A 20,784-nucleotide genomic window follows, 5' to 3' on the forward strand; every position below is an offset into this window, starting at 1 on the left:
TCAGGCATGAACCTGCTCCTGATGCTGGCCCTGTTCGTGGTCACGCTGCTGTTGCTGATTCGCCTGCCCGAGCGGCCCCTGAGCGCCCTGCTGAGCGTGGTCACACTGCTGCTGGCCGGCCTGCTGGTCTCGTTGAACATGAACGTGGACGAGAGCGCCGCCACCGCCCTGGGCCGCCTGAGCCGCATGCAGGGTTTTCTGGTGCTGGTCGGCACGGTGCTGGGCAGCGCCGCCTTCGCGCTGGGCAGCGCCAGCCTGCCGCGTATGCGGCCTATCAAGCCCCTCCAGGCGCAGCCCGCCGCCAAACCCATGCGGCTGCAGCGCACCGCCAAGCCCGCCACGCGCAGCGGCAACAAGACCCGCCACACCACCCCCACCTTGCATGGCGGCACCACTGACCTGAACTTTCAGGAATATGAGGTGCTCGACCGGGTGGGCGTCGGCGGGATGGGCAGCGTATACCGCGCGCGCCGCCGCCAGGACGGGCGCGTCGTGGCGCTGAAGGTGCCGCAGGAGAAGTACCTGGCCGACGCCAAGTTCGTCAAGCGCTTCTACCGCGAGGCCGAGGTCTTAAAGCGCTTCAACCACCCCAACATCGTCAAGGTGTACGACTACCGCATGCAAGACCCCGAGCATTACATCGCCATGGAATTTCTGGACGGCGAGAGCCTGGAACACCTGCTGGAAGACCGGCCCCTGACCTTCGGGCAGAGCGTGCAGATGCTGCGGGCCATGGCCGACGCCCTGAGGCACATTCACATGCAGAACGTCGTTCACCGCGACATCAAGCCCGCCAACGTGATGGTGCTGAAACACGCCTTCAACGAAAAGGGCGAACTGCGCGAGGGCGGCGTGAAACTCATGGATTTCGGCATCGCCGTGGGCAAGGTGCTGACCCGGCTCACCATGACCGGCGCGCGGGTCGGCACGCCCATTTACATGGCGCCCGAGCAGGCCAAGGGCAACCGCGTCGACGCCCGCAGCGACGTGTACTCGCTGGGGCTGCTGGCCTACGAGATGGTCACCGGGCAGACCGCCTTCAAAGGCAGTTACGAGGCGGTAGTTCACCAGCAGGTGTTCGAGTCCCCCAAGCCCCCCAAGCAGGTGAACCTGGAGGTGCCCGGTCAACTCAGCGACCTGATCCTGGACATGATCGAGAAAGACCCGGCGCAGCGCCCCACGCTGGACAGCGTCATTGCCCGCATCGACGCGGGTGTGCTGGCCGACGAGGCGTTTACCGATCCGGTGGCGCTGGCGATCAGCATTCAGGAGAAACGCGGTACCCTGCGCCTGCTAGACCTGAAAAGCAAACTGCGGGTCAGCCTGCGCGACCAGGGCAACGCCGAAACGCACCTCCCCAGCGCCCCCAACGCCCTGACGGGTGATCCCGCCGGCAACCTGTACCTGAGCCTGCTGGAATTCCGGCAGGAACGCAGCGGCGCCCTCATTCGCAAGATCGACGCGCAGGGCCGCGAGTTGGCGGCCTTCGGGGCTTACGGCCTGGCCGAGGGGGAACTGCTGCAACCCGTCGGGCTGGCCTACGCCAGGGGTCACCTGTACGTGCTAGACGCCGAATCCCTGACCGTGAACGTCTACGACGGCGGCGGACGCTTCGTGCGGCGCTTCGGCGGGCGCGGCAAGGGTCTGGGGCGCTTCGAGAAACCCACCGCCATCGCCGCCGCCCCCAGCGGCGAAGTGTACGTGCTGGACGGCGGCAGCAACGAGGTGCAGCGCTTCAGTGCCCAGGGCGAGTACGTCAGCCGCTACGCTTTTCGCCTCGACCGCAGCAGCGAGGCCCTGCGCCCGCTGGATGGCCTGAGCGTGGATCGGGAAGGCGGCGTATACATCGTGGACAGCGTGGCCCGCAAGTTGCGCAAGATCGAGGCCGACGGCACGCCCGGCGCGACCTTCGCCCTGGAGACGCTGGTGGGCGAACCGACCGACGCCCCCTGGCTGATGCAAATCGCGCAGGACGGCAGCATCTACGCGGTGCGGCAGGGCGGGCAGATGCTGCGGCAGTTCAGCAGCGTCGGCGACCTGCTGAGCAGCCGCGACATGTACGCCCCGGTGCTGGCCATGACCCTGATCGACCGTCCTGCCGTCGCCCACAAGGCCTGATCCAGTGCTTCCGTTGCTCACACTCTACGGACGCGCCGGCTGCCACCTGTGTGAAGTGGCCGCCGGGCACCTGCGCGCCCTGAACTTCACCTTCGTAGAGGTGGACATCAGCGGTGACGACGCCCTGGAAGAACGCTACGGCTTCGACATCCCCGTTCTGACCCACGGCGAACAACTCCTGATGAAAGGCCGCATCGACCGCAAACGCCTGGGCCTGCTGAAACTGGTGCTGCTGCGCCAACTGGCCGAAGGGTAAAGCATGCGCCGCCTGGTGGTGTCTGCCCCACACAGCCTGGCCTGGCAGGACTTCACGCTCCCGGCGCCGCCGGCCAGACAGGCGCGGATTCGCACGCGCCTGAGCGCCGTCAGCATTTCCTCGGAACTGAGTGTGGTGGCCGGTCTTCCCGGCGGGTCGTCCCCGACGAAACTGGGGTATCAGACGCTGGGGGTCATTGAAGCCGTCGGCCCGGACGTGTCTTTGCAGGCGGGGCAGCGCGTGGTCTGCACGCTGGGGCACGCCAGCCACGGCAACGTCCCGGTGCAAAACCTGATTCCGGTTCCGCATGGCGTTTCAGACCGCACCGCGCTGTGCAGCATCCTGGGCGAGGAAACCCACAAGGGCCTGCGCAAGCTCTCCCCGCAGCCTGGCGAGCAAATCCTGATCGCGGGGGCGGGCCTGCTGGGCCTGCTGAGCGTCTTCAACCTGACCCGGCGCGGCCTGGATCAGGTCACGGTGCTGGAACCGGACCCGCACCGCCGCGCCCTGGCGCTGGAATTCGGCGCACGCGCGGCCCACGCCCCTGGCGAGTTGCCGCACGAGCAGTTTGATGTGGGCGTGGAGTGCAGCGCCTCACCGACCGGGTTTACCGAGTTGCTGCGGCACCTGCGCCGCAGCGCCCGGTGCAGCGTGCTCTCGGACGGCAACTGGGGGGCGCTGGTACTGCCGCCCGAATTTCACTCGCGCGAACTGACGCTGGTGGCCTCCAGCGACGGCGAGGACTACCCCGCTTACGCCGCCTGGTTGTGGGCGCATGCCGACCCGGTGCTGGAAAAACTGTTTGAACAGGTGGTGCCCGTCGGGAACCTGGTGGAGGTGTTCGGCAACCTGGGCACCTGGCCGCGCCCGGTCAGTGTGCTGGTCGACTGGCGTGACCTTGAAGCGCCCGATTCCTGAGATATGGCCCCGGGGCCTCCCGGCGTAAACGTCTTCCTGGCGTTTACCCCGCTGATACCAATTGCGGTGATATCGCTGGGAAGCAGCGATATCACCCGACTGGAAGGAGAAGCAAAAAATACGCGCTGCGGCAGATGCAATAGGATTGGAGTACTTTTCTCCAATCCTATGGAATTGGACGCAGCGCGTATGACCCGCTACGCTGCCCAGCGATGACCTCTGCTTTCTTCCCGCCTTTCTGGCGCGGGTACCGCCTGATGTTTCCGCTGTGGCTGGGGATGGTGCCCTTTGCGGTGGCCTACGCCCTGACCGCCCGCTCAGCCGGCCTGAGCCTGTGGGAAACGCAGTTCATGAGCCTCACGACCTTTGCCGGCGCTTCGCAGTTTGCAGCAGCCGGCATGCTGGGGGCGGGGGCTTCGGCGCTGGGCATCGTGTTCACGACCTTTTTGCTGAACGCCCGGCATCTGCTGTACGGCCTGAGCCTGGCCCGGCAGTTGCCCCTGTCGCGCAGGCAGCGCCCCGTGGCGGCGCAGTTCCTGACCGACGAGGCGTACGGCATGGTGATCGTGAACGGCCCGAAAGACCCCGCCGGCCTCAGCTTTCCCTTCCTGCTGGGCGCAGAGCTGAGCCTGTACAGCATCTGGAACGCGGCGACCCTGCTGGGGTCCGTGGCGGGCGCCGCCTTGCCTAATCCGCAGGCGCTGGGCGTGGGCGTCATTTTTCCACTGGCGTTCCTGGGGCTGCTGGTGCCTCTGCTGGTCGACCGGATCAGCCTGCTGGTGGCCCTGGTGTCCGGGCTGGGGGCGTGGGGGCTGTCGCGGGTGCTGCCAGGTGGGCTGGTCATTCTGCTGGCGGGGGTGGGCGGGGCGCTGCTGGGGGCGGCCTTCCTCACGCGTTCCCAGCAGGAGGACGCGCCCAGTGAAGGACGCCCGATGAAGGAGATGCCATGAGCCTGCCCCTGGTGCTGCTGCTGATGTGGGCGGTCACCTACCCCCTGCGGCTGCTGGGCCTTTCGCTGGGCCGGCTGCAACTCCCGCCTTTCTGGCTGAATTTCCTGAAATTCGTGCCGGTCAGCGTGTTTGCGGCGCTGGTCGTGCCGGACGTGCTGGGCAGCTCCGAATGGGCCCGCCGGTTGGTGGGGGCGCTGTCAGGCGGCCTGCTGATGTGGCGCACCCGTCACCTGGCCCTGGGCATCCTGGGCGGGTTCGCGGCGTACTGGCTGGCGCGTCTGGCCGGGCTTTAAGGTGGGCAGGAAAATGTCACGGCTGTCACCCTGCCTTAAGGGCCCGGTAAGGCTGCATAAACCGGATTTCAACGGAAACTGAATTTTCTGGGGAAGCGGCGCGGCAGGCTGGGGGCATGACGAAAGAAACCCTGCAAGGCAAGAAAATCGCCATCCTCGTGACCGACGCTTTCGAACAGGTCGAGATGACCAGCCCGCGCGACGCCATTCACGCCGCCGGCGGCACCACCGAGATCGTGAGCCTGAAGCCCGGTGAGATTCAGGGCCTCAACCACATCGACAAGGGCGACAAATTCAAGGTCGACAAGACCGTGAAGGACGTGCAGGCCAGCGATTACGACGGCATCCTGATTCCCGGCGGGGCCGTCAACCCCGACACGATGCGCATGGACAAGGACGCCATGCAGTTCCTGCGCCAGGGCTATGACGCCGGACTGCCCATCGCCGCGATCTGCCACGGCCCCTGGCTGCTGAGCGAAACGGGCATCAGCCAGGGCCTCAAGATGACCAGCTGGCCCAGCCTTCAACACGAACTGAAACTCAGTGGCGCCAACTGGGTCGACGAGGAGTGCGTGACCGACCGGGGCGTGACCACCAGCCGCAACCCGGACGACCTGCCCGCTTTCAACAAAAAGATCGTCGAGGAATTCGCCGAGGGCAACCACGCCAGCCGCCGCTGAAGGCTGACTTCAGGGAAGGGGAGAGGACACGTGTCCTCTCCTCCTTTTCGTTGTGACGGGGTAAAGATCAGGCCCTCGCGCTCCGGGGGCGCAGGCGGCATAGTTGGGGGCGATATGCGAGGCTCCTCTTGAAGTTCATGGATCTCTGGGCGCTGGCCTGGCGCGGCCTGACCCGCCGCCCGGTGCGGACGCTGTTGACCACGCTGGGCATCACCGTGGCGGTCGCCAGCATGGTGGTGTTCCTGTCGCTCGGCGAAGGGATTCGCAAGGTGTTTAGCGAACAGCTGAGCAGCATCGGGCCGGACATTCAGGTCAGCCTGACCGGCATCACGCAGGGCATCAGCCTGCACCCCAACGTGCCGCAGTCGCTGGTGACCGACTTGCAGGGCCTCGGGCCGGAGTACGGCATCAGGGCCGTCACGCCTGTGGTCATGGCGGTGCGCGGGGGCATGGATCCGAAACAGAGTGCCATCTTCTACGGGTTGCCGCCCAGCCCCGGCATCAGCGCCGTGTTCCCCACGGTGCAACTCGGTTCAGGCCGCAACCTGGCCCCCGGCGACACCCAGGCGGGCGTGGCCGTCATCGGCGCGAAAGCCGCCGAGAACATGCACCTGGGCCTGGGCAGCACCCTGCGGCTCAACCGCCGCGACAGCGTAAAAGTCGTCGGCATTCTGAAGCCCGAATCGGGCCTGGTCGACACCATGATGTTCGTGCCGCTGAGTGTGTTGCAGCGTTCCGAGGGCGCGCAGGGCCGCCTGTCGATGATCGCCGTGAAACTGAACGACCCGGCCCAGGCCAAACCCGTGGCGAAAAAAATCTCGGCGGCGCTGGACGTGGAAGCGCAGACGCAATCGGACATCCTGAGCTTCATGGAAAAAACCATGCGCATCAGTGACGCCGTGCGCTTCGGCATCTCGCTGATCGCCCTGATCGTGGGCGGCCTCGCGGTGGCGAACACCGTCATGATGGGCGTGTTCGAGCGCACCCGCGAGTTCGGCACGCTGCGGGCCATGGGGGCGCGGCCCGCCTTCGTGCGCGCGCTGGTGCTGACCGAGTCCCTGCTGCTGGCGCTGGTCGGCGGGGTCGGCGGCGTGCTGCTGGGCCTGCTGGGCATCTGGGGCGTCAACGCCTACACCCAGCAACTCGCGGACATTAATGCCGCGGCCCTGACCCCGCGCCTGACGCTGCTGGCGCTTGGCATCAGCCTGCTGCTGGGCCTGCTCTCGGGCCTGCTGCCCGCCCGCAATGCCAGCCGCCTGCCCATCACCGAAGCCCTGGGGCGCGTATGACCGAGCTTCCCGGCAGCCAGCTCCCCAGAATCCGCACCGACGCCCTGAGCCGCACCTACCCCAGCGGGGAAGCCCAGGTCACGGCCCTGCACCCCTTTACGCACACCTTCCCACCCGGCCTGACCGCCGTGGTCGGCCCGTCCGGCAGCGGCAAAAGCACCCTGCTTAACCTGCTGGCCGGCTTCGACACCCCCACGTCAGGCCGCGTCACGGTGGGCGACACGGATCTGCACGCGCTGGGTGAGGCCGAGCGGGCCGACTTTCGCCTGGCCCACTACGGCTTCGTGTTCCAGAACCACAACCTCATCAGCATTCTCAGCGCCCAGGAGAACGTGGAATTCCCGCTGACCCTGGCAGGCATTGCCCCACGCCAGCGCCGCGAACGTGCCCGCGCCCTGCTGGCCCAGGTGGGCCTCGAGAAACGCGCCGCGCACCTGCCCCATCAACTCAGCGGCGGGGAAGCCCAGCGCGTCGCCCTGGCCCGCGCCCTCGTGCGCGATCCCGCCATCCTCCTCGCCGACGAACCCACCGGCAACCTCGACAGCCACACCGGAGAACGCGTGCTGGAGCTGTTGACCGCCCCGGCCAGGGCCGGACGCACCGTGATTCTGATTACGCACGACCGCGAAGTAGCGGCATTGGCCGACCACACCCTGCGGGTGAAAGACGGGGAAGTGATGGTGGAAGGCGGGAAGGTGGCGGTTTCCTCTCTGTCCTCAGCACCTCTCTCGTAGCAGCTCTTTTCCCAGTAAAAGGAACTTCCATTGCGCCGGGCAGATGATGGTGCCGGGCGTTTATGAGCTGTAGAACGGTGATACATCTGTACTCAGCGTCCGGGACGGTTTCAGGCCCGTGCGCCCAGGAAGCGGCGAATCCCATGTCAAACGACATCATTTGAGTCAAGACTGCCCTGTCTGAAAAGCTGCGCCGCAGAGCATTTGGGCGACTTTCCGTGTTCGGTGCCCCTTGCTGATTGCACGTTGGCTTTGCTGTATTGGAAGCGTAAAGCGATCAGGCAGAGTGTTTACTTGACCTGGGCCTGGGCGTCACGCAGCAGGTACTGGCGGCCCTGGCTGTCCTGAAGGTTCAGGATGACCTGCACACCTGCGCCGGTTTTCAGGCCGTTGGCCGCGCCGCGCCCCAGGGCGATGACGCAGCTGGTGGGGCACTTCCAGGGCGTGTTGGTGGTGTTGTCCGCCGTCCACACGCCGTCGCCCGTCACGACGTACATGTCGGTGACCTTCAGGCCCGGCAGCGCGGCGCGCGAGGTGCTGAGCCTGACCTTCACACTGAACACGTCCCGGTTCAACCTTGGAAAGGCGTCGGCCTTCACGGGTTTCCCGGCGATGTTCAGGGTCGTGGGGGCGTCCAGCAGTTCACCGGCGGTGGGGGCGGCACTCAGCGACCCGCACCCGGCCAGCAGCGGGGCCAGCAGGAGGGAGGACAGGCGCTTCATGCTCCCAGTATAAGGCGTCAGTGGCGCGGCCCGGCAGGCGGCGTTTGTCCTGCCCTTAACGCCGCCCTACCTGCCCGGTAGATTTACCAGGCGAGATCCGGCGCGGTCAGCACCCGGTCGGCGGGTTGATCGGTGAACAGCTCGTAAGCAATGACATACGTTCCGGGAATCACGCGGCTCAGGACGATGCTGTCCCCTTCGGGCCGCAGGCTCAGGTTGGCGAGGCTGGGGCCGTCCTTGACGCCCACGGTGCCGCGTGCGGCGGGTGTGCTGCCCCCCACCGGCAGCACGTCCGTGATGCGCACGTTCTCCAGGGTGCTGTCCACCGTGAGGGTCAGCGTGACCAGGTAACCGCGCTCCAGCGGCTGAATGTCCTTGCGCAGGCTGGCGCGCGCCCCGCCCTGCACGTTGCGGCTGACGTTCGCGCCGCCGGGGGCCCGCACGCGGGCCGTGCCGGTGGTTTGCAGGCCCACCGGGTCGAGCAGTGCCTCGGCGGTGTCGGTGCGGCACACGCGCACAGGCGTTTTCAGGCGCAGCGGCTGTCCGGCGCTGAATTCCCCGTTCAGTTCCAGCGGATAGTCGCTGCTCCAGCCGCTGGGCAGGTTCAGTTTCAGGCGGGCCGGGAGTTTATAGGTAAAGTCCGTCTTGGCCGTGGCGATGAGCTGGGTCACGTCGCAGGCGTTCAGCAGATCCGGCATGGTGACCAGGGTCACTTCGGTCAGCACGCGGTACTCGATGGTGACCCTGCCGGTGGCGTTGTCGGTCACGATGCCTGGCTGGGGCGTCTGGAAGGTGCTGCCGGCAATCGGAACGGGCTGTACCGGGTACTGACCGGGGGGCAGGGCCAGGGTGGTGGGGGTGGTGAGGGTCTTGCCGTCCACCTGAAAAGGTACGCCGGAAAGCGGAATGCGCTGATTGCCGTAGAGGGCGACGGCGTCGACCGTCAGCTGCCCCGCGGTGGGGCGGGCCACGAAGCGCAACTTGTTGTACCCCGGCACGTAGCGCACCTCGGTGGGGGACAGGATGTTGCCCTTGCCTTCCACGATGCTGCTGCTGACCGGTATCCAGCCGGGCGGCAGGATCGGACGCACCGACGAGTCCCCGACCAGGCCGTACGTCGCGCCGGGAATGGGGCGGCCCTGCGGGTCGACGATGTCCACCAGCAACTGGTTTTGCAGCTTGATATTCTCTGGCGGGGTGAAGCCCCCGACCACGGCGGTGGTGGGTTTGTCGCCCAGTCGGAAGGAATAGCGGATGGCGTTGCTGTACTGGCGCGTGGTGGGCAGCACCCGAATAAACACCTGCCACTCGCCGACCATCTCCGGCGTGATCTTGAAGGAGTCGGTGGCGGTTTTGCCGTTGTCGCTGGTGGTCAGGTTAATGCGCTGCCCGCCAGGCTGCACGACCCACGATTCGGCTTCCCTGGGGCCGTCCATGTCGTAATTCAGGATGCCCACGGTTTGCCCCACCCACTCGGGCGTCACGCGAATCCTGGCGGCCAGCAGCGCATTTTGCTCGGTGTCGCGGGCGTTGACGGTGAAGTCGCTGGTTTCCAGCACGAAGGGCGCGGCGGTGCGCAGCGCGAAACTGTTCTTGCCGTCGCCGTTGCTGTTCACCTTCAGGGTATACGTTCCGGCGGGAAGGCCGCCCGCGTACAGGCTTTCCCAGGTGTGCTCGCGGTTCATGTTGTACTTGCGCTCAATGACCGTGCCGTTCGGGCCCGACAGCGTGAACACCGTGTCGAAGGGTTCGTTCTTCTTGTACAGTTCGTCCCCGAAGTACCCCGCGCCCCGGCGGCCATCCACATAATCCGCGAGGCTAAAGGTCGGCGAGTAGATTTCCAGCCCGATGGGTTTCCCGGCGTCCTGCGCCGACACCTTGATGACGTAAGATTCCACGTCCTGCGGCCACTTTTCGCCCACCGACACCAGCGGCAGGATGCCGCCCGTCTGCGCGTGGGCAGCTGGCAGCAGCGAGGAGACGAGGAGCGCCGCGCCCAGCAGCGCGAAACGGTAAAGGAAAGACGACGTGTTCACTGGAAAAATCATACAGGCGCGTTCTGAGATTGGATGATGAATGCCTGGTGCGAACGGCGTGAGAGCCGGACAGGTGGGTTGCCTCTGCCCAACCGGCATCCCCGGTGCATTTCCCGAACCTGAAGGAAAGACGCCCGCGTTTCAGGGGCGGGGGTATGCTCAGGGCACCATGACGCGTCTCACCGACCTGCCCGCCTGGCAAGCCCTGCAAGCCCACCACGACGCAGTGAAGGACGTGCACCTGCGCGAGCTGTTCGCCCAGGACGCCCGCCGCGGTGAACGCCTGAGCGCCGAGGGCGCGGGGCTGTACCTGGATTACAGCAAGCACCGCGTGACCGATGAAACGCTGAGGCTATTGCGGCAACTGGCCCAGGAAACCGGCGTGGCCCAGAAACGCGATGCCATGTTTGCCGGCGAGCAGATCAACGTCACCGAGGGCCGCGCGGTGCTGCACGTGGCCCTGCGCGCGCCGCGCGACGCCGTCATCAATGTGGACGGCAAAAACGTGGTGCCGGAAGTCCACGAGGTGCTGGATCGCATGGCCGCCTTCGCTGAGCAGGTGCGCGGCGGGATATGGCTGGGATACACCGGAAAGCCCATCAGGAACATCGTGAACATCGGCATTGGCGGCAGTGACCTGGGCCCCGTGATGGCCTATGAGGCGCTGAAACACTACTCGGATCGGGCCCTGACCCTGCGTTTCGTGTCGAACGTGGACGCCACCGACCTGCTGGAGAAGGTGCGCGACCTCGACCCCGCCGAGACGCTGTTCATCATCAGTTCCAAGACCTTCACCACCCAGGAAACCATGACGAACGCCCACAGCGCCCGCACGTGGCTGCTGAACACGCTGAAGGACGACACGGCGGTCGCCCGGCATTTCGTGGCAGTGTCCACCAATGCCGCCGAAGTCCAGAAATTCGGCATCGACACCGCCAACATGTTCGGCTTCTGGGACTGGGTGGGCGGGCGCTACAGCATGGACAGCGCCATTGGCCTGAGCCTGATGCTGGCCGTCGGGCCACAACATTTCCGCGAATTGCTCTCGGGCTTTCACGACATGGACGAGCACTTCCGCAATGCCCCGCCCGAGCAGAACCTGCCCATGCTGATGGGCCTGATCGGCCTCTGGTACAACAATTTCTTTGACGCCTGCTCCGTCGCCGTTCTTCCCTACGACCAGTACCTCGCTTACTTCAGCGCGTACCTTCAGCAACTCGATATGGAAAGCAACGGCAAGCACGTCACGCTGGACGGCGAAACGGTGGATTATCAGACTGGGCCGATCATCTGGGGCCAGCCCGGCACCAACGGGCAGCACGCCTTTTACCAGCTGATTCACCAGGGCACCAAACTGATCCCGTGCGATTTCATCGGCTTCTGCCAGAGCCTTAATCCCCTGCCCCCGCACCACGACCTGCTGATGGCCAACGTGTTCGCCCAGACCGAGGCGCTGGCGTTCGGCAAGACGCTGGAACAGGTGCTCGCGGAAGGCGTGACCCCCGAGCTGGCCCCGCACCGCGTTTTCGAAGGGAACCGCCCCACCAGCACCATCCTGGCCGATAAGCTCACGCCGCGCACCCTCGGCGCCCTTATTGCCCTGTACGAACACAAGGTCTTCGTGCAGGGGGCGGTGTGGAACATCAACAGCTTCGACCAGTGGGGTGTGGAACTCGGCAAAGTTCTCGCCAAAAAAATTGCCGCCGAACTGGACAGCCAGGACGAGCCGCAGCTGAGCCACGACTCGTCCACCAACACCCTGATTGAGCGCTACCGCTCACGGCGCACCTCCTGAAACCGGAGTTCTGTCGGGCTTTAGAGCTTCAAACAGGGCAGTGATAAAACCAGGGTGAAGTCGTCGCCCAGGGCTTCTTGTCGCTGGTGAACTTGACTACTGACTGCAGCTAACTTCGATCCGGCCGTCTGGGCTGAGCCTGTTCAGGAATTCAGAGCCTTGAGCCTCCTGTTCGATTATGTGTTTTCTTAATCTTGAAAAATATGACGATGCGTTTTCTGTCTCTGGGACGCCAAGTTCGCGCAGGCGATTCTGCTCTGCGGCTTAATCCTTGGAAGGAGTGTCACCCCCACCCTGTGAAGTCACGCTTAAGACACTTATTTTAAGTCGATATGCTCCTTTTTGCTGATGTGATGTCCACGCGGAGTCGGCGCACCCGATGACCCAGCCGACAACCGAAACCTTTGATCTGGCACTGCTGCTTCAGGCCCTGCGCACTTACCGCCGGGGCGACTTCAGCGTGCGCCTGCCCACCGATTGGGAGGGCCTGGCCGGCAAAATCGCCGATACCTTCAACGAGACGGTCGAGGAAACTGGCCGCATCACCGAGGACATCACGCGCGTCCGGCACACCGTGGTGCAGGAAGGCAACCTGCGCCAGCGCGTTCCCACCGGCACCAGCACCGGGCAGTGGCACACCTTGATCGAGAACGTGAACGGCCTGATCGACGGCCTGAGCTGGCCCACCACCGAGATGACCCGCGTGGTCACGGCGGTGGCGCACGGTGACCTGTCGCAGAACATGGCCGCCGAAGTAGAGGGCCGCCCCATGCAGGGCCAGTTCCTTCAGATCGTCACGACCATGAACACCATGGTGGAGCAGCTCAAGGCCTTCGCGTCCGAGGTGACGCGCGTCGCGCGCGAGGTGGGCACCGAGGGCAAACTGGGCGGGCAGGCCAACGTGACGGGCGTGGACGGCATCTGGAAAGACCTGACCGACAACGTGAACTTCATGGCGAACAACCTGACCGGGCAGGTGCGCAACATCGCCGAGGTCACGACCGCCGTGGCGAACGGTGACCTGAGCCGCAAGATCACGGTGGACGCTCGTGGCGAGATTCTTGACCTGAAGAACACCATCAACACCATGGTCGATCAACTCAACGCCTTTGCCGGGGAAGTCACCCGCGTGGCGCGTGAAGTGGGCACCGAGGGGCAACTGGGCGGCCAGGCCGATGTGCGCGGCGTCGGGGGCACCTGGAAAGACCTCACCGACAACGTGAACAGCATGGCGAACAACCTGACCGGACAGGTGCGCAACATCGCCGACGTGACCACCGCCGTCGCCAACGGCGATCTGAGCAAGAAAATCACCGTGGCAGCGCGGGGCGAGATTCTGGAACTCAAGAACACCATCAACACTATGGTGGATCAGCTCAATTCGTTCGCCGGGGAAGTGACGCGCGTGGCCCGTGAAGTGGGCACCGAGGGGCAACTGGGCGGCCAGGCCGATGTGCGCGGCGTCGGCGGCACCTGGAAAGACCTCACCGACAACGTGAACAGCATGGCGAACAACCTGACCGGACAGGTGCGCAACATCGCCGACGTCACCACGGCTGTGGCGAACGGTGACCTGAGCCGCAAGATCACGGTGGACGCCCGCGGCGAGATTCTCGACCTGAAGAACACCATCAACACCATGGTCGATCAACTCAACGCCTTCGCGTCCGAGGTAACGCGCGTGGCCCGCGAGGTGGGCACCGAGGGCAAACTGGGCGGGCAGGCCGATGTGCGCGGCGTGGGCGGCACCTGGAAAGACCTGACCGACAACGTGAATTTCATGGCGTCGAACCTCACCGATCAGGTGCGCAACATCGCCTTCGTGACGACTGCCGTGGCGAACGGCGACCTCAGCAAGAAAATTACCGTAGACGTGAAAGGTGAGTTGCTGGACTTGAAGAACACCATCAACGTCATGGTGGATCAGCTCAATTCGTTCGCTGGGGAAGTAACGCGCGTGGCCCGCGAGGTGGGCACCGAGGGGCAACTGGGCGGGCAGGCCGACGTGCGCGGCGTGGGCGGCACCTGGAAAGACCTCACCGACAACGTGAACAGCATGGCGAACAACCTGACCGATCAGGTGCGTGGTATCGCGCGGGTCGTGACGGCGGTCGCCGGCGGCGAGCTGAACCGCAAGCTGAACGTGAAGGCGCAGGGCGAAATTGCCGAGCTGGCCGAGACCATCAACTCCATGATCGATACGCTGGCCACCTTCGCGCAGCAGGTCACCACCGTGGCGCGCGAGGTGGGCACTGAGGGCAAACTGGGCGGGCAGGCCAACGTGCCCGGCGCCAGCGGCACCTGGAAAGACCTGACCGACAACGTGAACGGGCTGGCCGCCAACCTGACCACGCAGGTGCGCGCCATTGCCGAGGTGGCGACCGCCGTGACCAAGGGCGACCTGACCCGCAGCATCTCGGTGAACGCCAGCGGGGAGCTGGACGCGCTGAAGAACAACCTCAACGAGATGATCGTGAACCTGCGCGAAACCACCGAGAAGAACACCGAACAGGACTGGCTCAAGACCAACCTGGCCAAGTTCACCGGGATGCTTCAGGGCCAGCGCGACCTGCTGACCGTCAGCCGCCTGATCCTGTCGGAACTCGCGCCGCTGGTGCGTGCCCGCCACGGGGTCTTTTACACGCTGGACGAGGAAACGCCCGAACCCACCCTGAAATTGCAGGCCAGTTACGCCTACCGCGAGCGCAAGGGGCTGGGCAACCGCTTCCGGCTGGGCGAGGGGCTGGTGGGGCAGGCGGCGCTGGAGCAGGAACTGATCGTGCTGAGCGACGTGCCGGGCGATTACGTGCAGATCAACAGCGGGCTGGGCGCGGCCCCGCCGACCACCATCGTGGTGCTGCCGGTGGTGTTCGAGGGCCAGACCAAGGCCGTCATCGAACTGGCGTCCTTCGAGCGCTTCAGCGCCACGCACTTGACTTTCCTGGAGCAGTTCACCGAGTCGGTGGGCATCGTGCTGAACACCATTCAGGCCACCATGCGCACCGAGACGCTGCTCAGGCAGTCGCAGGGCATGGCCCAGGAACTCCAGAGCCAGCAGGAGGAACTGCGCCAGACCAACGAGGAGCTGGAGCAAAAAGCCAGACTCTTGGCCGACCAGAACCGCGAGGTGGAAGCCAAGAACGGGCAGGTGGAGGCCGCCCGCCACGCGCTGGAGGAAAAGGCCGCGCAGCTTGCCCTGACCAGCAAGTACAAGAGCGAATTCCTGGCCAACATGAGCCACGAGCTGCGCACGCCGCTGAACAGCCTGCTGCTGCTGGCCAACCAGCTGCGCGACGACCCCGAGCGCAACCTCTCGGAGCAGCAGCGCGCTTACGCCCGCACCATCTACGCCTCGGGCAACGACCTGCTGAACCTCATCAACGACATCCTCGACCTGTCCAAGATCGAGTCGGGCACCGTCACCGCCGACCCCACCAACGTGCCGCTTTCCAGCATCCGCGAGTCGCTGGAAAGCACCTTTACCCACGTGGCCGCCGACAAGGGCCTGGCACTGGCGGTCAACTTCAGCGCCGAGTTGCCGCGCACCGTCATGACCGACGAGACCCGGGTCTTGCAGATTCTGAAAAACCTGCTCTCGAACGCCTTCAAATTCACCGAGAAAGGCACGGTCACGCTGGAAGCCGCGCCCGTCACGCACGGCTGGAGCTCCGATCAGACGCCGCTGAACCGTGCTCCGGCGGTGGTGGCCTTCCGCGTCAGCGACACCGGCATCGGTATTCCCGAGGACAAGCAGCGCGTGATCTTCGAGGCGTTCCAGCAGGCTGACGGCAGCACCTCGCGCAAGTACGGCGGCACCGGGCTGGGCCTGGCCATCAGCCGCGAACTGGCCAGGCTGCTGGGCGGCGAGATTACGCTGGAAAGTACGCCGGGGCGCGGCAGCACCTTCACGCTGTACCTGCCCACCCAGTACCGCCCGCAGGACGCGGCGCCGGACAGCCGGGGCACGCAGAACACGCTGGAGTACGCCCAGTCTGTACCGTCACAGTACGGCCAGACTCCTTATGGGCAACTTCAGTACGCCCCTGCGCCAATCCTGCCTGCGCCGCTCCTGCCTGCACCGATGAAAGCGGCGCCGCTGGAAACAACGGCTGAGGCCCAGGCCCGTGGCGGTGGGGCCAGTCATAGCGGGGACAGTGACGGCGCGGAGATGCCGGTGGACGACCGCGCCCTGCTGCAAGCCGGCGACCGCACGCTCCTGATCGTCGAGGACGACCCCACCTACGCGGGCATTCTGCTGGAAGTGGCGCACGAGAAGGGCTTCATGGGCCTGATTGCGGCGCGTGGAGATCAGGCGCTCTCGCTGGCGCAGACCTACCGCCCGATGGCGATTACGCTGGACCTGACCTTGCCCGACACCAACGGTTGGGCGGTGCTGGACGCGTTGAAGCACGACCCGCTGACCCGGCACATCCCGGTGCACATCGTGTCCGGGCAGGAACCCTCGCTGGTCGGGCGCAAGCTGGGCGCGGTGGCACACACCACCAAGTCCGGCAACCCGCAGGAACTGGCGAACGTGTTTACCAGTCTCGACGCTTTCCTGGCGCGCCGCATGAAATCTGTCCTGATCGTCGAGGACGACGAGCTGCAACGCCGCAACATCGAGGAACTGATCGGCGACACCGACGTGCAGACCACCGCCGTGAACACCGGAGGCGAGGCGCTGGACGCGCTGGCCGGGGCGTCTTACGACTGCATCGTGCTCGACCTGCACCTGCCCGACATGAGCGGCTTCGAGCTGATGACCACCTTGCAGGAAACGCCCGCCTACCGCGCCATTCCGATCATCGTGTACACCGCCCAGGAACTGACCCGCGCTCAGGAAACCGAACTGCGCCGCGCCGCCAAGTCCATCATCGTGAAGGACGTGCGCTCGCCCGAACGCCTGCTGGACGAGGTGACGCTCTTTCTGCACCGGGTGGAAGCCAACCTCTCCGAGGACAAACGCCAGGCCCTGAGCGCCGCCCGCCAGCAGGAACCGCAGCTTCACGGGCGCAAGATCCTGATCGTGGACGATGACATCCGCAACATCTTCGCGCTGACGGCCGTGCTGGAACGCCACCAGATGGAAATCATCACCGCCGAGAACGGCCGCGAGGCCATCGCGCAACTCGACCATCACCCCGACACGGACCTGGTGCTGATGGACGTGATGATGCCCGAACTGGACGGCTACGAAACCACCCGCCTGATTCGCCAGAACCCGCAATTCGCTTCCCTGCCGATCATTTCGCTGACCGCCAAGGCCATGCCGGGTGACCGTGAGCACTCGATCGAGTCGGGGGCCAGTGATTACATCAGTAAACCCGTGAACACCGCGCAACTGCTGGCCCTGCTGCGCGTCTGGTTGTCCCGCTGATGCCCACCCTGAACATGGGCACGCCGCTGCCTGCTCAGGAACCGCTGGAGAGCATCGAACTCTCGTTGCTGCTCGAAGGGGTGTACCGCGTGACCGGGCACGACTTCCGGGGCTACGCCAGCGCCACCATTCACCGCCGCGTGATTCACGCCGTGGCCCAGGAAGGCCTGAGCAGCGTCAGCGCCCTGCTGGCCCGGGTCATGCACGACCCCGCGGCCATGACCCGGCTGCGCGAAACGCTCTCGATCAACGTGACCGAGATGTTCCGCGACCCCAGTTTCTTCCGGGCGCTGCGCGAACAGGTGTTGCCGGTGCTGCGCACCCACCCCTTTATTCGCATCTGGCACGCGGGCTGCTCTACCGGCGAGGAGGTGTACTCGCTGGCGATTTTGCTGGAGGAAGCTGGCCTGCTGGGCCGAACGCGCCTGTACGCCACCGACATGCACGTGCCTGCCCTGAACGCTGCCAAACGCGGCATTTATCGCCTGGACAAACTGGAAGGTTACGCCCGCAACTACCAGGAAGCCGGCGGCAAAGGCGAATTGAAACAGTACTTCACCACCCAGTACGACCACGCCCTGATTCGCGCCGACCTGCGCCAGCACGTGATCTGGGGCGAGCACAATCTGGTGACCGACAGTTCCTTCAACGAGTTTCACCTGATCCTGTGCCGCAACGTCCTGATCTACTTTGACAAGCCCCTGCAGGAGCATGTCAAGACGCTGCTGTGGCAAAGCCTGATGCCGTTCGGCATGCTGGGTCTGGGTCACCACGAAACGCTGGATTTCAGCGCGGTGGCCCCCAAATTCGAGACGCTGAGCCTCAGTGAGAAACTGTACCGGAGAATCGCCTGATGCCGAACAGCCACCTGCGCAAAGCCAAAATCCTGATTGTGGACGATCAGGACAGCAAACGCCTGGCGCTGGCGTCGGCGCTGGAAGTGCTGGGTCAGGAAATCGTGATGGTGAGCAGTGGCCGCGAAGCCCTGCGGGCCATTCTGCGTGACGACTTCGCGGTCATTCTGCTGGACGTGCGGATGCCGGGCATGGACGGCTTCGAGACGGCCGGCCTGATCCGCAGCCGCCAGCAGACCGAGAGCACTCCCATCATCTTCGTCACCGCGCACGACCGCGCCGAGTCGGACATGCTGGGCGGCTACCACCTGGGCGCGGTGGACTTTATCTTCGCGCCAATTCAGGCGGATGTGCTGCGCGCCAAGGTCAGCGTGTTCGTCGAGCTGCACCGTAAGACCATGACGGTGCAGGCCCACGAGCGCCGCCTGCGCCAGCTTGAAGCGCGGCAGGCCCAGCACGAACTGCAAAAACTGTCCAGCGCCATCGAGCAGTCCGCCGATCCGGTGGTGATCACGAACCGGGACGGTCTGATCGAGTACGTGAACGCCGCCTTCGAGCAGGTCACCGGGTACCCGCCCGAGGAGGCGATAGGCCAGTCCATCGCCCTGCTGGAGTCGGGTGAACACCCGACCGAGTACCATGACCAGATGTGGGACACCATTCGCCAGGGCAAGGTCTACCGGGGCGAATTCATCAGCAGACGCAAGGACGGTTCGCTTTACCACGAGGAAAAGACCATCACGCCCATCCGTGACGCCGACGGCCTGATTACCCACTACGTCAGCACCGGCAAGGACGTGACCGAGCGCAGGCGCATGGAGGAAGAACTGCGCGTGCTGAACGCCTCGCTAGAGCAGCGCGTCCGCGAACGCACCGCGCAACTCGAGGACGTGAACCACGAGCTGGAAGCCTACGCCTACTCCATCTCGCATGACCTCAGAACGCCGCTGCGCCACATCGGCAGTTTCGTCGACCTGCTGGGCCGCAACCACCAGGACGACCTGCCCGAAACCGCCCGCCGTTACCTGAAGATCATCCGCGACGGGGCCGGGCAGATGGAGGCCCTGATCGACGGACTGCTGGACTTCGCCCGCACCGGACGGCACGAAATGCGCGTACAGACCGTCAACCTGTCGGTGCTGCTGCGCGAGGTGATTCATGACCTCGACCAGCACCACGCCGGCGCGGGCGTGCAGTGGACGGTGCAGCCCCTCCCGGAGGTGTGCGGCGACCTGATCTCGCTGCGCCAGGTGTTCATGAACTTGCTGTCCAACGCCGTGAAGTACTCGCACGGCCAGAGTGACCCGCAGGTCGAAATCTGGGCCACAGACGACGACCAGCAGGTGGTCATCCACGTGCGCGACAACGGCGTGGGCTTCAATATGGCGTACTATGACAAGATGTTCCGGGTGTTTCAGCGCCTGCACAACTCGGTGGACTTCGAGGGTCATGGGGTTGGGCTGGCCCATGTGCGCCGCATCGTGCTGCGCCACGGCGGGCGCGTCTGGGCCGAAAGTCAGGAGGGACAGGGCGCGACCTTCAGTGTCGCTTTGCCGCGCAAAGTCAGCGCCGCACCCCCCTTGACCTTAAGCGACCCCCCCGAGCACAGTGAAAACACCCAGCACGTCTGAATGCGCGACCCAAGGATCCGGCCTTCCAAAAGAGAAGATGATTCACGGCGATTAGGAGTTGAAGTAAACCCCTAATCGCGGACAGTGGAGCAAGGCATGCCGTCCCGGTCAGGCCGTAGGCTGATCAGCCTATGGAGGGAGATAGCCCATGCCCGGATGCACCCACAGCCGCGAATTCAAACTGGACATCCTTGAGCACATCGAGCGCAAGTAGAAAAGTACCGCCCAGGTGTGCCGTGAACACCAGTTGGCCCCGAGTCTGATTTACCGCTGGCGCAAAGAACTTGAAGTTCGTGGGGGAGCTGCTTTCACCAACGAGACAATGGCTGACCAGGCGTGAGAACGGCGTACCGCTGCATTGGAGTGGGATGTGGGGCAACTGGCGCTGGAAAACACTGTGCTGAAAAAGTCGTTGGCGAACTACTGCGCCAGGAGCGGCGTATACCGAAGTCCTGAAAGGGGCGGACACTGTACCCAGCATGTCCAGAACGGGAACTCCTCTTCAAACCCTTGGAAGAGATCAATTGACAGGATGACGCCGATCTGGATGAAGCCCGCGAGCATAGTGGGCGGTTCATTGCCCTTTACAACGCCAAATGGCTCCACTCCAGCCTCGGGTATGTGCCCCTGGCGGAGTTCGCCGCCCATTAGCATCAAACCCCGCGGTGACTTGACCCTGTTCGCCTTCTTAGGTGCAGTCCAAGTTTGCCTCCTGTGGTGAGGCTTAACTCCACCGGCACAGAACTTGCATCAATCCCACAGCCTTAGCTTTAAACGGTGGGTAGTGCTCCAGAAAATCCTTCAAGCGGCTTTGAGAGACTCAGCCACTTCCAGAAGCTTAACCCAGGGGTAGCTGTACCCCAAGACCGAATGCGGGCGGACGGTGTTGTACCAGGTGCGGAACTGAGCACATAACGCGCTCAATTCCGCTTTCTTCTGTGGTTCCTCCCTGAAAATGAACTCGTACTTGAGTGTCCGATTGACCCGCTCCAGAATCCCCATTCCACCCTGCTGGGACACCTTCGCCCTGACCCAGATACCCACCTCGCTGCATGCGGCGTTGAACTCATGTGACGTGAAGTCTGAGCCGCCATCAGACATCACGACCAGGGGTTGCTGAATACCGAGCTT

16 protein-coding genes are annotated in these 20,784 nt (G+C 64.7%); 13 read left to right on the forward strand and 3 right to left on the reverse strand.

Annotated elements, in window-relative coordinates; all coding sequences use genetic code 11:
• The first annotated feature begins 6 nt into the window (after nt 1-6).
• The 8 genes from E5Z01_RS06245 (at nt 7) to E5Z01_RS06280 (ending at nt 7,238) form a co-directional block, all read left to right on the forward strand.
• Nucleotides 7-2,118, forward strand: a complete 2,112-nt coding sequence (locus tag E5Z01_RS06245; protein ID WP_135228580.1) for a protein kinase domain-containing protein — start codon at nt 7-9, stop codon at nt 2,116-2,118.
• Nucleotides 2,119-2,122: 4 nt separating this feature from the next.
• Nucleotides 2,123-2,374: a glutaredoxin family protein gene (locus E5Z01_RS06250; protein ID WP_135228581.1), complete on the forward strand. Its 252-nt coding sequence runs from the start codon at nt 2,123-2,125 to the stop codon at nt 2,372-2,374.
• A gap of 3 nt (nt 2,375-2,377) precedes the next feature.
• Nucleotides 2,378-3,292 (forward strand): MDR/zinc-dependent alcohol dehydrogenase-like family protein, encoded by a 915-nt coding sequence (locus E5Z01_RS06255; RefSeq protein ID WP_135228582.1) that lies wholly within the window; start codon nt 2,378-2,380, stop codon nt 3,290-3,292.
• Nucleotides 3,293-3,504: 212 nt separating this feature from the next.
• Entirely contained in the window at nt 3,505-4,242 is a 738-nt protein-coding gene (locus tag E5Z01_RS06260; RefSeq protein WP_135228583.1) for an AzlC family ABC transporter permease, read from the forward strand.
• Nucleotides 4,239-4,535, forward strand: coding sequence for an AzlD domain-containing protein (locus tag E5Z01_RS06265; RefSeq protein WP_135228584.1), 297 nt, complete (start codon nt 4,239-4,241; stop codon nt 4,533-4,535). The genes E5Z01_RS06260 and E5Z01_RS06265 overlap by 4 nt, the downstream gene beginning before the upstream one ends.
• A gap of 116 nt (nt 4,536-4,651) precedes the next feature.
• Nucleotides 4,652-5,215, forward strand: a complete 564-nt coding sequence (locus E5Z01_RS06270; RefSeq protein ID WP_119765926.1) for a type 1 glutamine amidotransferase domain-containing protein — start codon at nt 4,652-4,654, stop codon at nt 5,213-5,215.
• Nucleotides 5,216-5,343: 128 nt separating this feature from the next.
• A complete protein-coding gene (locus E5Z01_RS06275) occupies nt 5,344-6,504 on the forward strand; it encodes an ABC transporter permease (RefSeq protein WP_135228585.1) in 1,161 nt (386 codons plus the stop codon).
• Nucleotides 6,501-7,238 carry an ABC transporter ATP-binding protein gene (locus tag E5Z01_RS06280; RefSeq protein ID WP_135228586.1) on the forward strand — a complete coding sequence of 246 codons (738 nt, stop codon included), beginning with the start codon at nt 6,501-6,503 and terminating at the stop codon, nt 7,236-7,238. Before E5Z01_RS06275 ends, E5Z01_RS06280 begins: the two co-directional genes overlap by 4 nt.
• 290 nt (nt 7,239-7,528) lie before the next feature.
• On the opposite strand, the gene E5Z01_RS06285 is transcribed toward E5Z01_RS06280, so the two are convergent.
• Together E5Z01_RS06285 and E5Z01_RS06290 are read right to left on the reverse strand one after the other, a co-directional pair.
• The gene (locus E5Z01_RS06285; RefSeq protein ID WP_119765929.1) at nt 7,529-7,960 is read right to left on the reverse strand and encodes a hypothetical protein; all 432 of its coding nucleotides are present in this window, start codon (nt 7,958-7,960) and stop codon (nt 7,529-7,531) included.
• Between the two features lie 83 nt (nt 7,961-8,043).
• On the reverse strand, nt 8,044-9,996 hold the full coding sequence (locus E5Z01_RS06290; protein WP_240738209.1) for a hypothetical protein: 1,953 nt from the start codon (nt 9,994-9,996) through the stop codon (nt 8,044-8,046).
• Between the two features lie 169 nt (nt 9,997-10,165).
• Between E5Z01_RS06290 and pgi the strand changes: the two genes are divergently transcribed.
• The 5 genes from pgi (at nt 10,166) to E5Z01_RS20355 (ending at nt 19,993) form a co-directional block, all read left to right on the forward strand.
• Nucleotides 10,166-11,791 (forward strand): glucose-6-phosphate isomerase, encoded by a 1,626-nt coding sequence (pgi, locus tag E5Z01_RS06295; protein WP_135228588.1) that lies wholly within the window; start codon nt 10,166-10,168, stop codon nt 11,789-11,791.
• 379 nt (nt 11,792-12,170) lie between these two features.
• Nucleotides 12,171-17,168, forward strand: coding sequence for a response regulator (locus tag E5Z01_RS06300; protein ID WP_135228589.1), 4,998 nt, complete (start codon nt 12,171-12,173; stop codon nt 17,166-17,168).
• Nucleotides 17,168-18,022 carry a CheR family methyltransferase gene (locus E5Z01_RS06305; RefSeq protein ID WP_119765933.1) on the forward strand — a complete coding sequence of 285 codons (855 nt, stop codon included), beginning with the start codon at nt 17,168-17,170 and terminating at the stop codon, nt 18,020-18,022. Before E5Z01_RS06300 ends, E5Z01_RS06305 begins: the two co-directional genes overlap by 1 nt.
• Entirely contained in the window at nt 18,022-19,653 is a 1,632-nt protein-coding gene (locus tag E5Z01_RS06310; RefSeq protein ID WP_135228590.1) for a sensor histidine kinase, read from the forward strand. The genes E5Z01_RS06305 and E5Z01_RS06310 overlap by 1 nt, the downstream gene beginning before the upstream one ends.
• A gap of 229 nt (nt 19,654-19,882) precedes the next feature.
• Nucleotides 19,883-19,993 (forward strand): hypothetical protein, encoded by a 111-nt coding sequence (locus E5Z01_RS20355; protein ID WP_135228591.1) that lies wholly within the window; start codon nt 19,883-19,885, stop codon nt 19,991-19,993.
• 461 nt (nt 19,994-20,454) lie between these two features.
• Here the strand turns inward: E5Z01_RS20355 and E5Z01_RS06320 are convergent.
• The coding region (locus tag E5Z01_RS06320; protein ID WP_167757796.1) for an integrase core domain-containing protein at nt 20,455-20,784 on the reverse strand (330 nt) is incomplete at its 5' end.

It is taken from the genome of Deinococcus fonticola (assembly GCF_004634215.1).
GTDB classification, from domain to species: Bacteria; Deinococcota; Deinococci; order Deinococcales; family Deinococcaceae; genus Deinococcus; species Deinococcus fonticola.

Excerpts from the sequence above, each read along its gene's own strand:
- E5Z01_RS06245 (WP_135228580.1), top strand. The coding sequence starts at position 7 with ATGAACCTGCTCCTGATGCTGGCCCTGTTCGTGGTCACGCTGCTGTTG.
- E5Z01_RS06255 (WP_135228582.1), top strand. The coding sequence starts at position 2,378 with ATGCGCCGCCTGGTGGTGTCTGCCCCACACAGCCTGGCCTGGCAGGAC.
- E5Z01_RS06260 (WP_135228583.1), top strand. The coding sequence starts at position 3,505 with ATGACCTCTGCTTTCTTCCCGCCTTTCTGGCGCGGGTACCGCCTGATG.
- E5Z01_RS06265 (WP_135228584.1), top strand. The coding sequence starts at position 4,239 with ATGAGCCTGCCCCTGGTGCTGCTGCTGATGTGGGCGGTCACCTACCCC.
- E5Z01_RS06270 (WP_119765926.1), top strand. The coding sequence starts at position 4,652 with ATGACGAAAGAAACCCTGCAAGGCAAGAAAATCGCCATCCTCGTGACC.
- E5Z01_RS06280 (WP_135228586.1), top strand. The coding sequence starts at position 6,501 with ATGACCGAGCTTCCCGGCAGCCAGCTCCCCAGAATCCGCACCGACGCC.
- E5Z01_RS06285 (WP_119765929.1), bottom strand. The coding sequence starts at position 7,960 with ATGAAGCGCCTGTCCTCCCTCCTGCTGGCCCCGCTGCTGGCCGGGTGC.
- pgi (WP_135228588.1), top strand. The coding sequence starts at position 10,166 with ATGACGCGTCTCACCGACCTGCCCGCCTGGCAAGCCCTGCAAGCCCAC.
- E5Z01_RS06300 (WP_135228589.1), top strand. The coding sequence starts at position 12,171 with ATGACCCAGCCGACAACCGAAACCTTTGATCTGGCACTGCTGCTTCAG.
- E5Z01_RS06305 (WP_119765933.1), top strand. The coding sequence starts at position 17,168 with ATGCCCACCCTGAACATGGGCACGCCGCTGCCTGCTCAGGAACCGCTG.
- E5Z01_RS06310 (WP_135228590.1), top strand. The coding sequence starts at position 18,022 with ATGCCGAACAGCCACCTGCGCAAAGCCAAAATCCTGATTGTGGACGAT.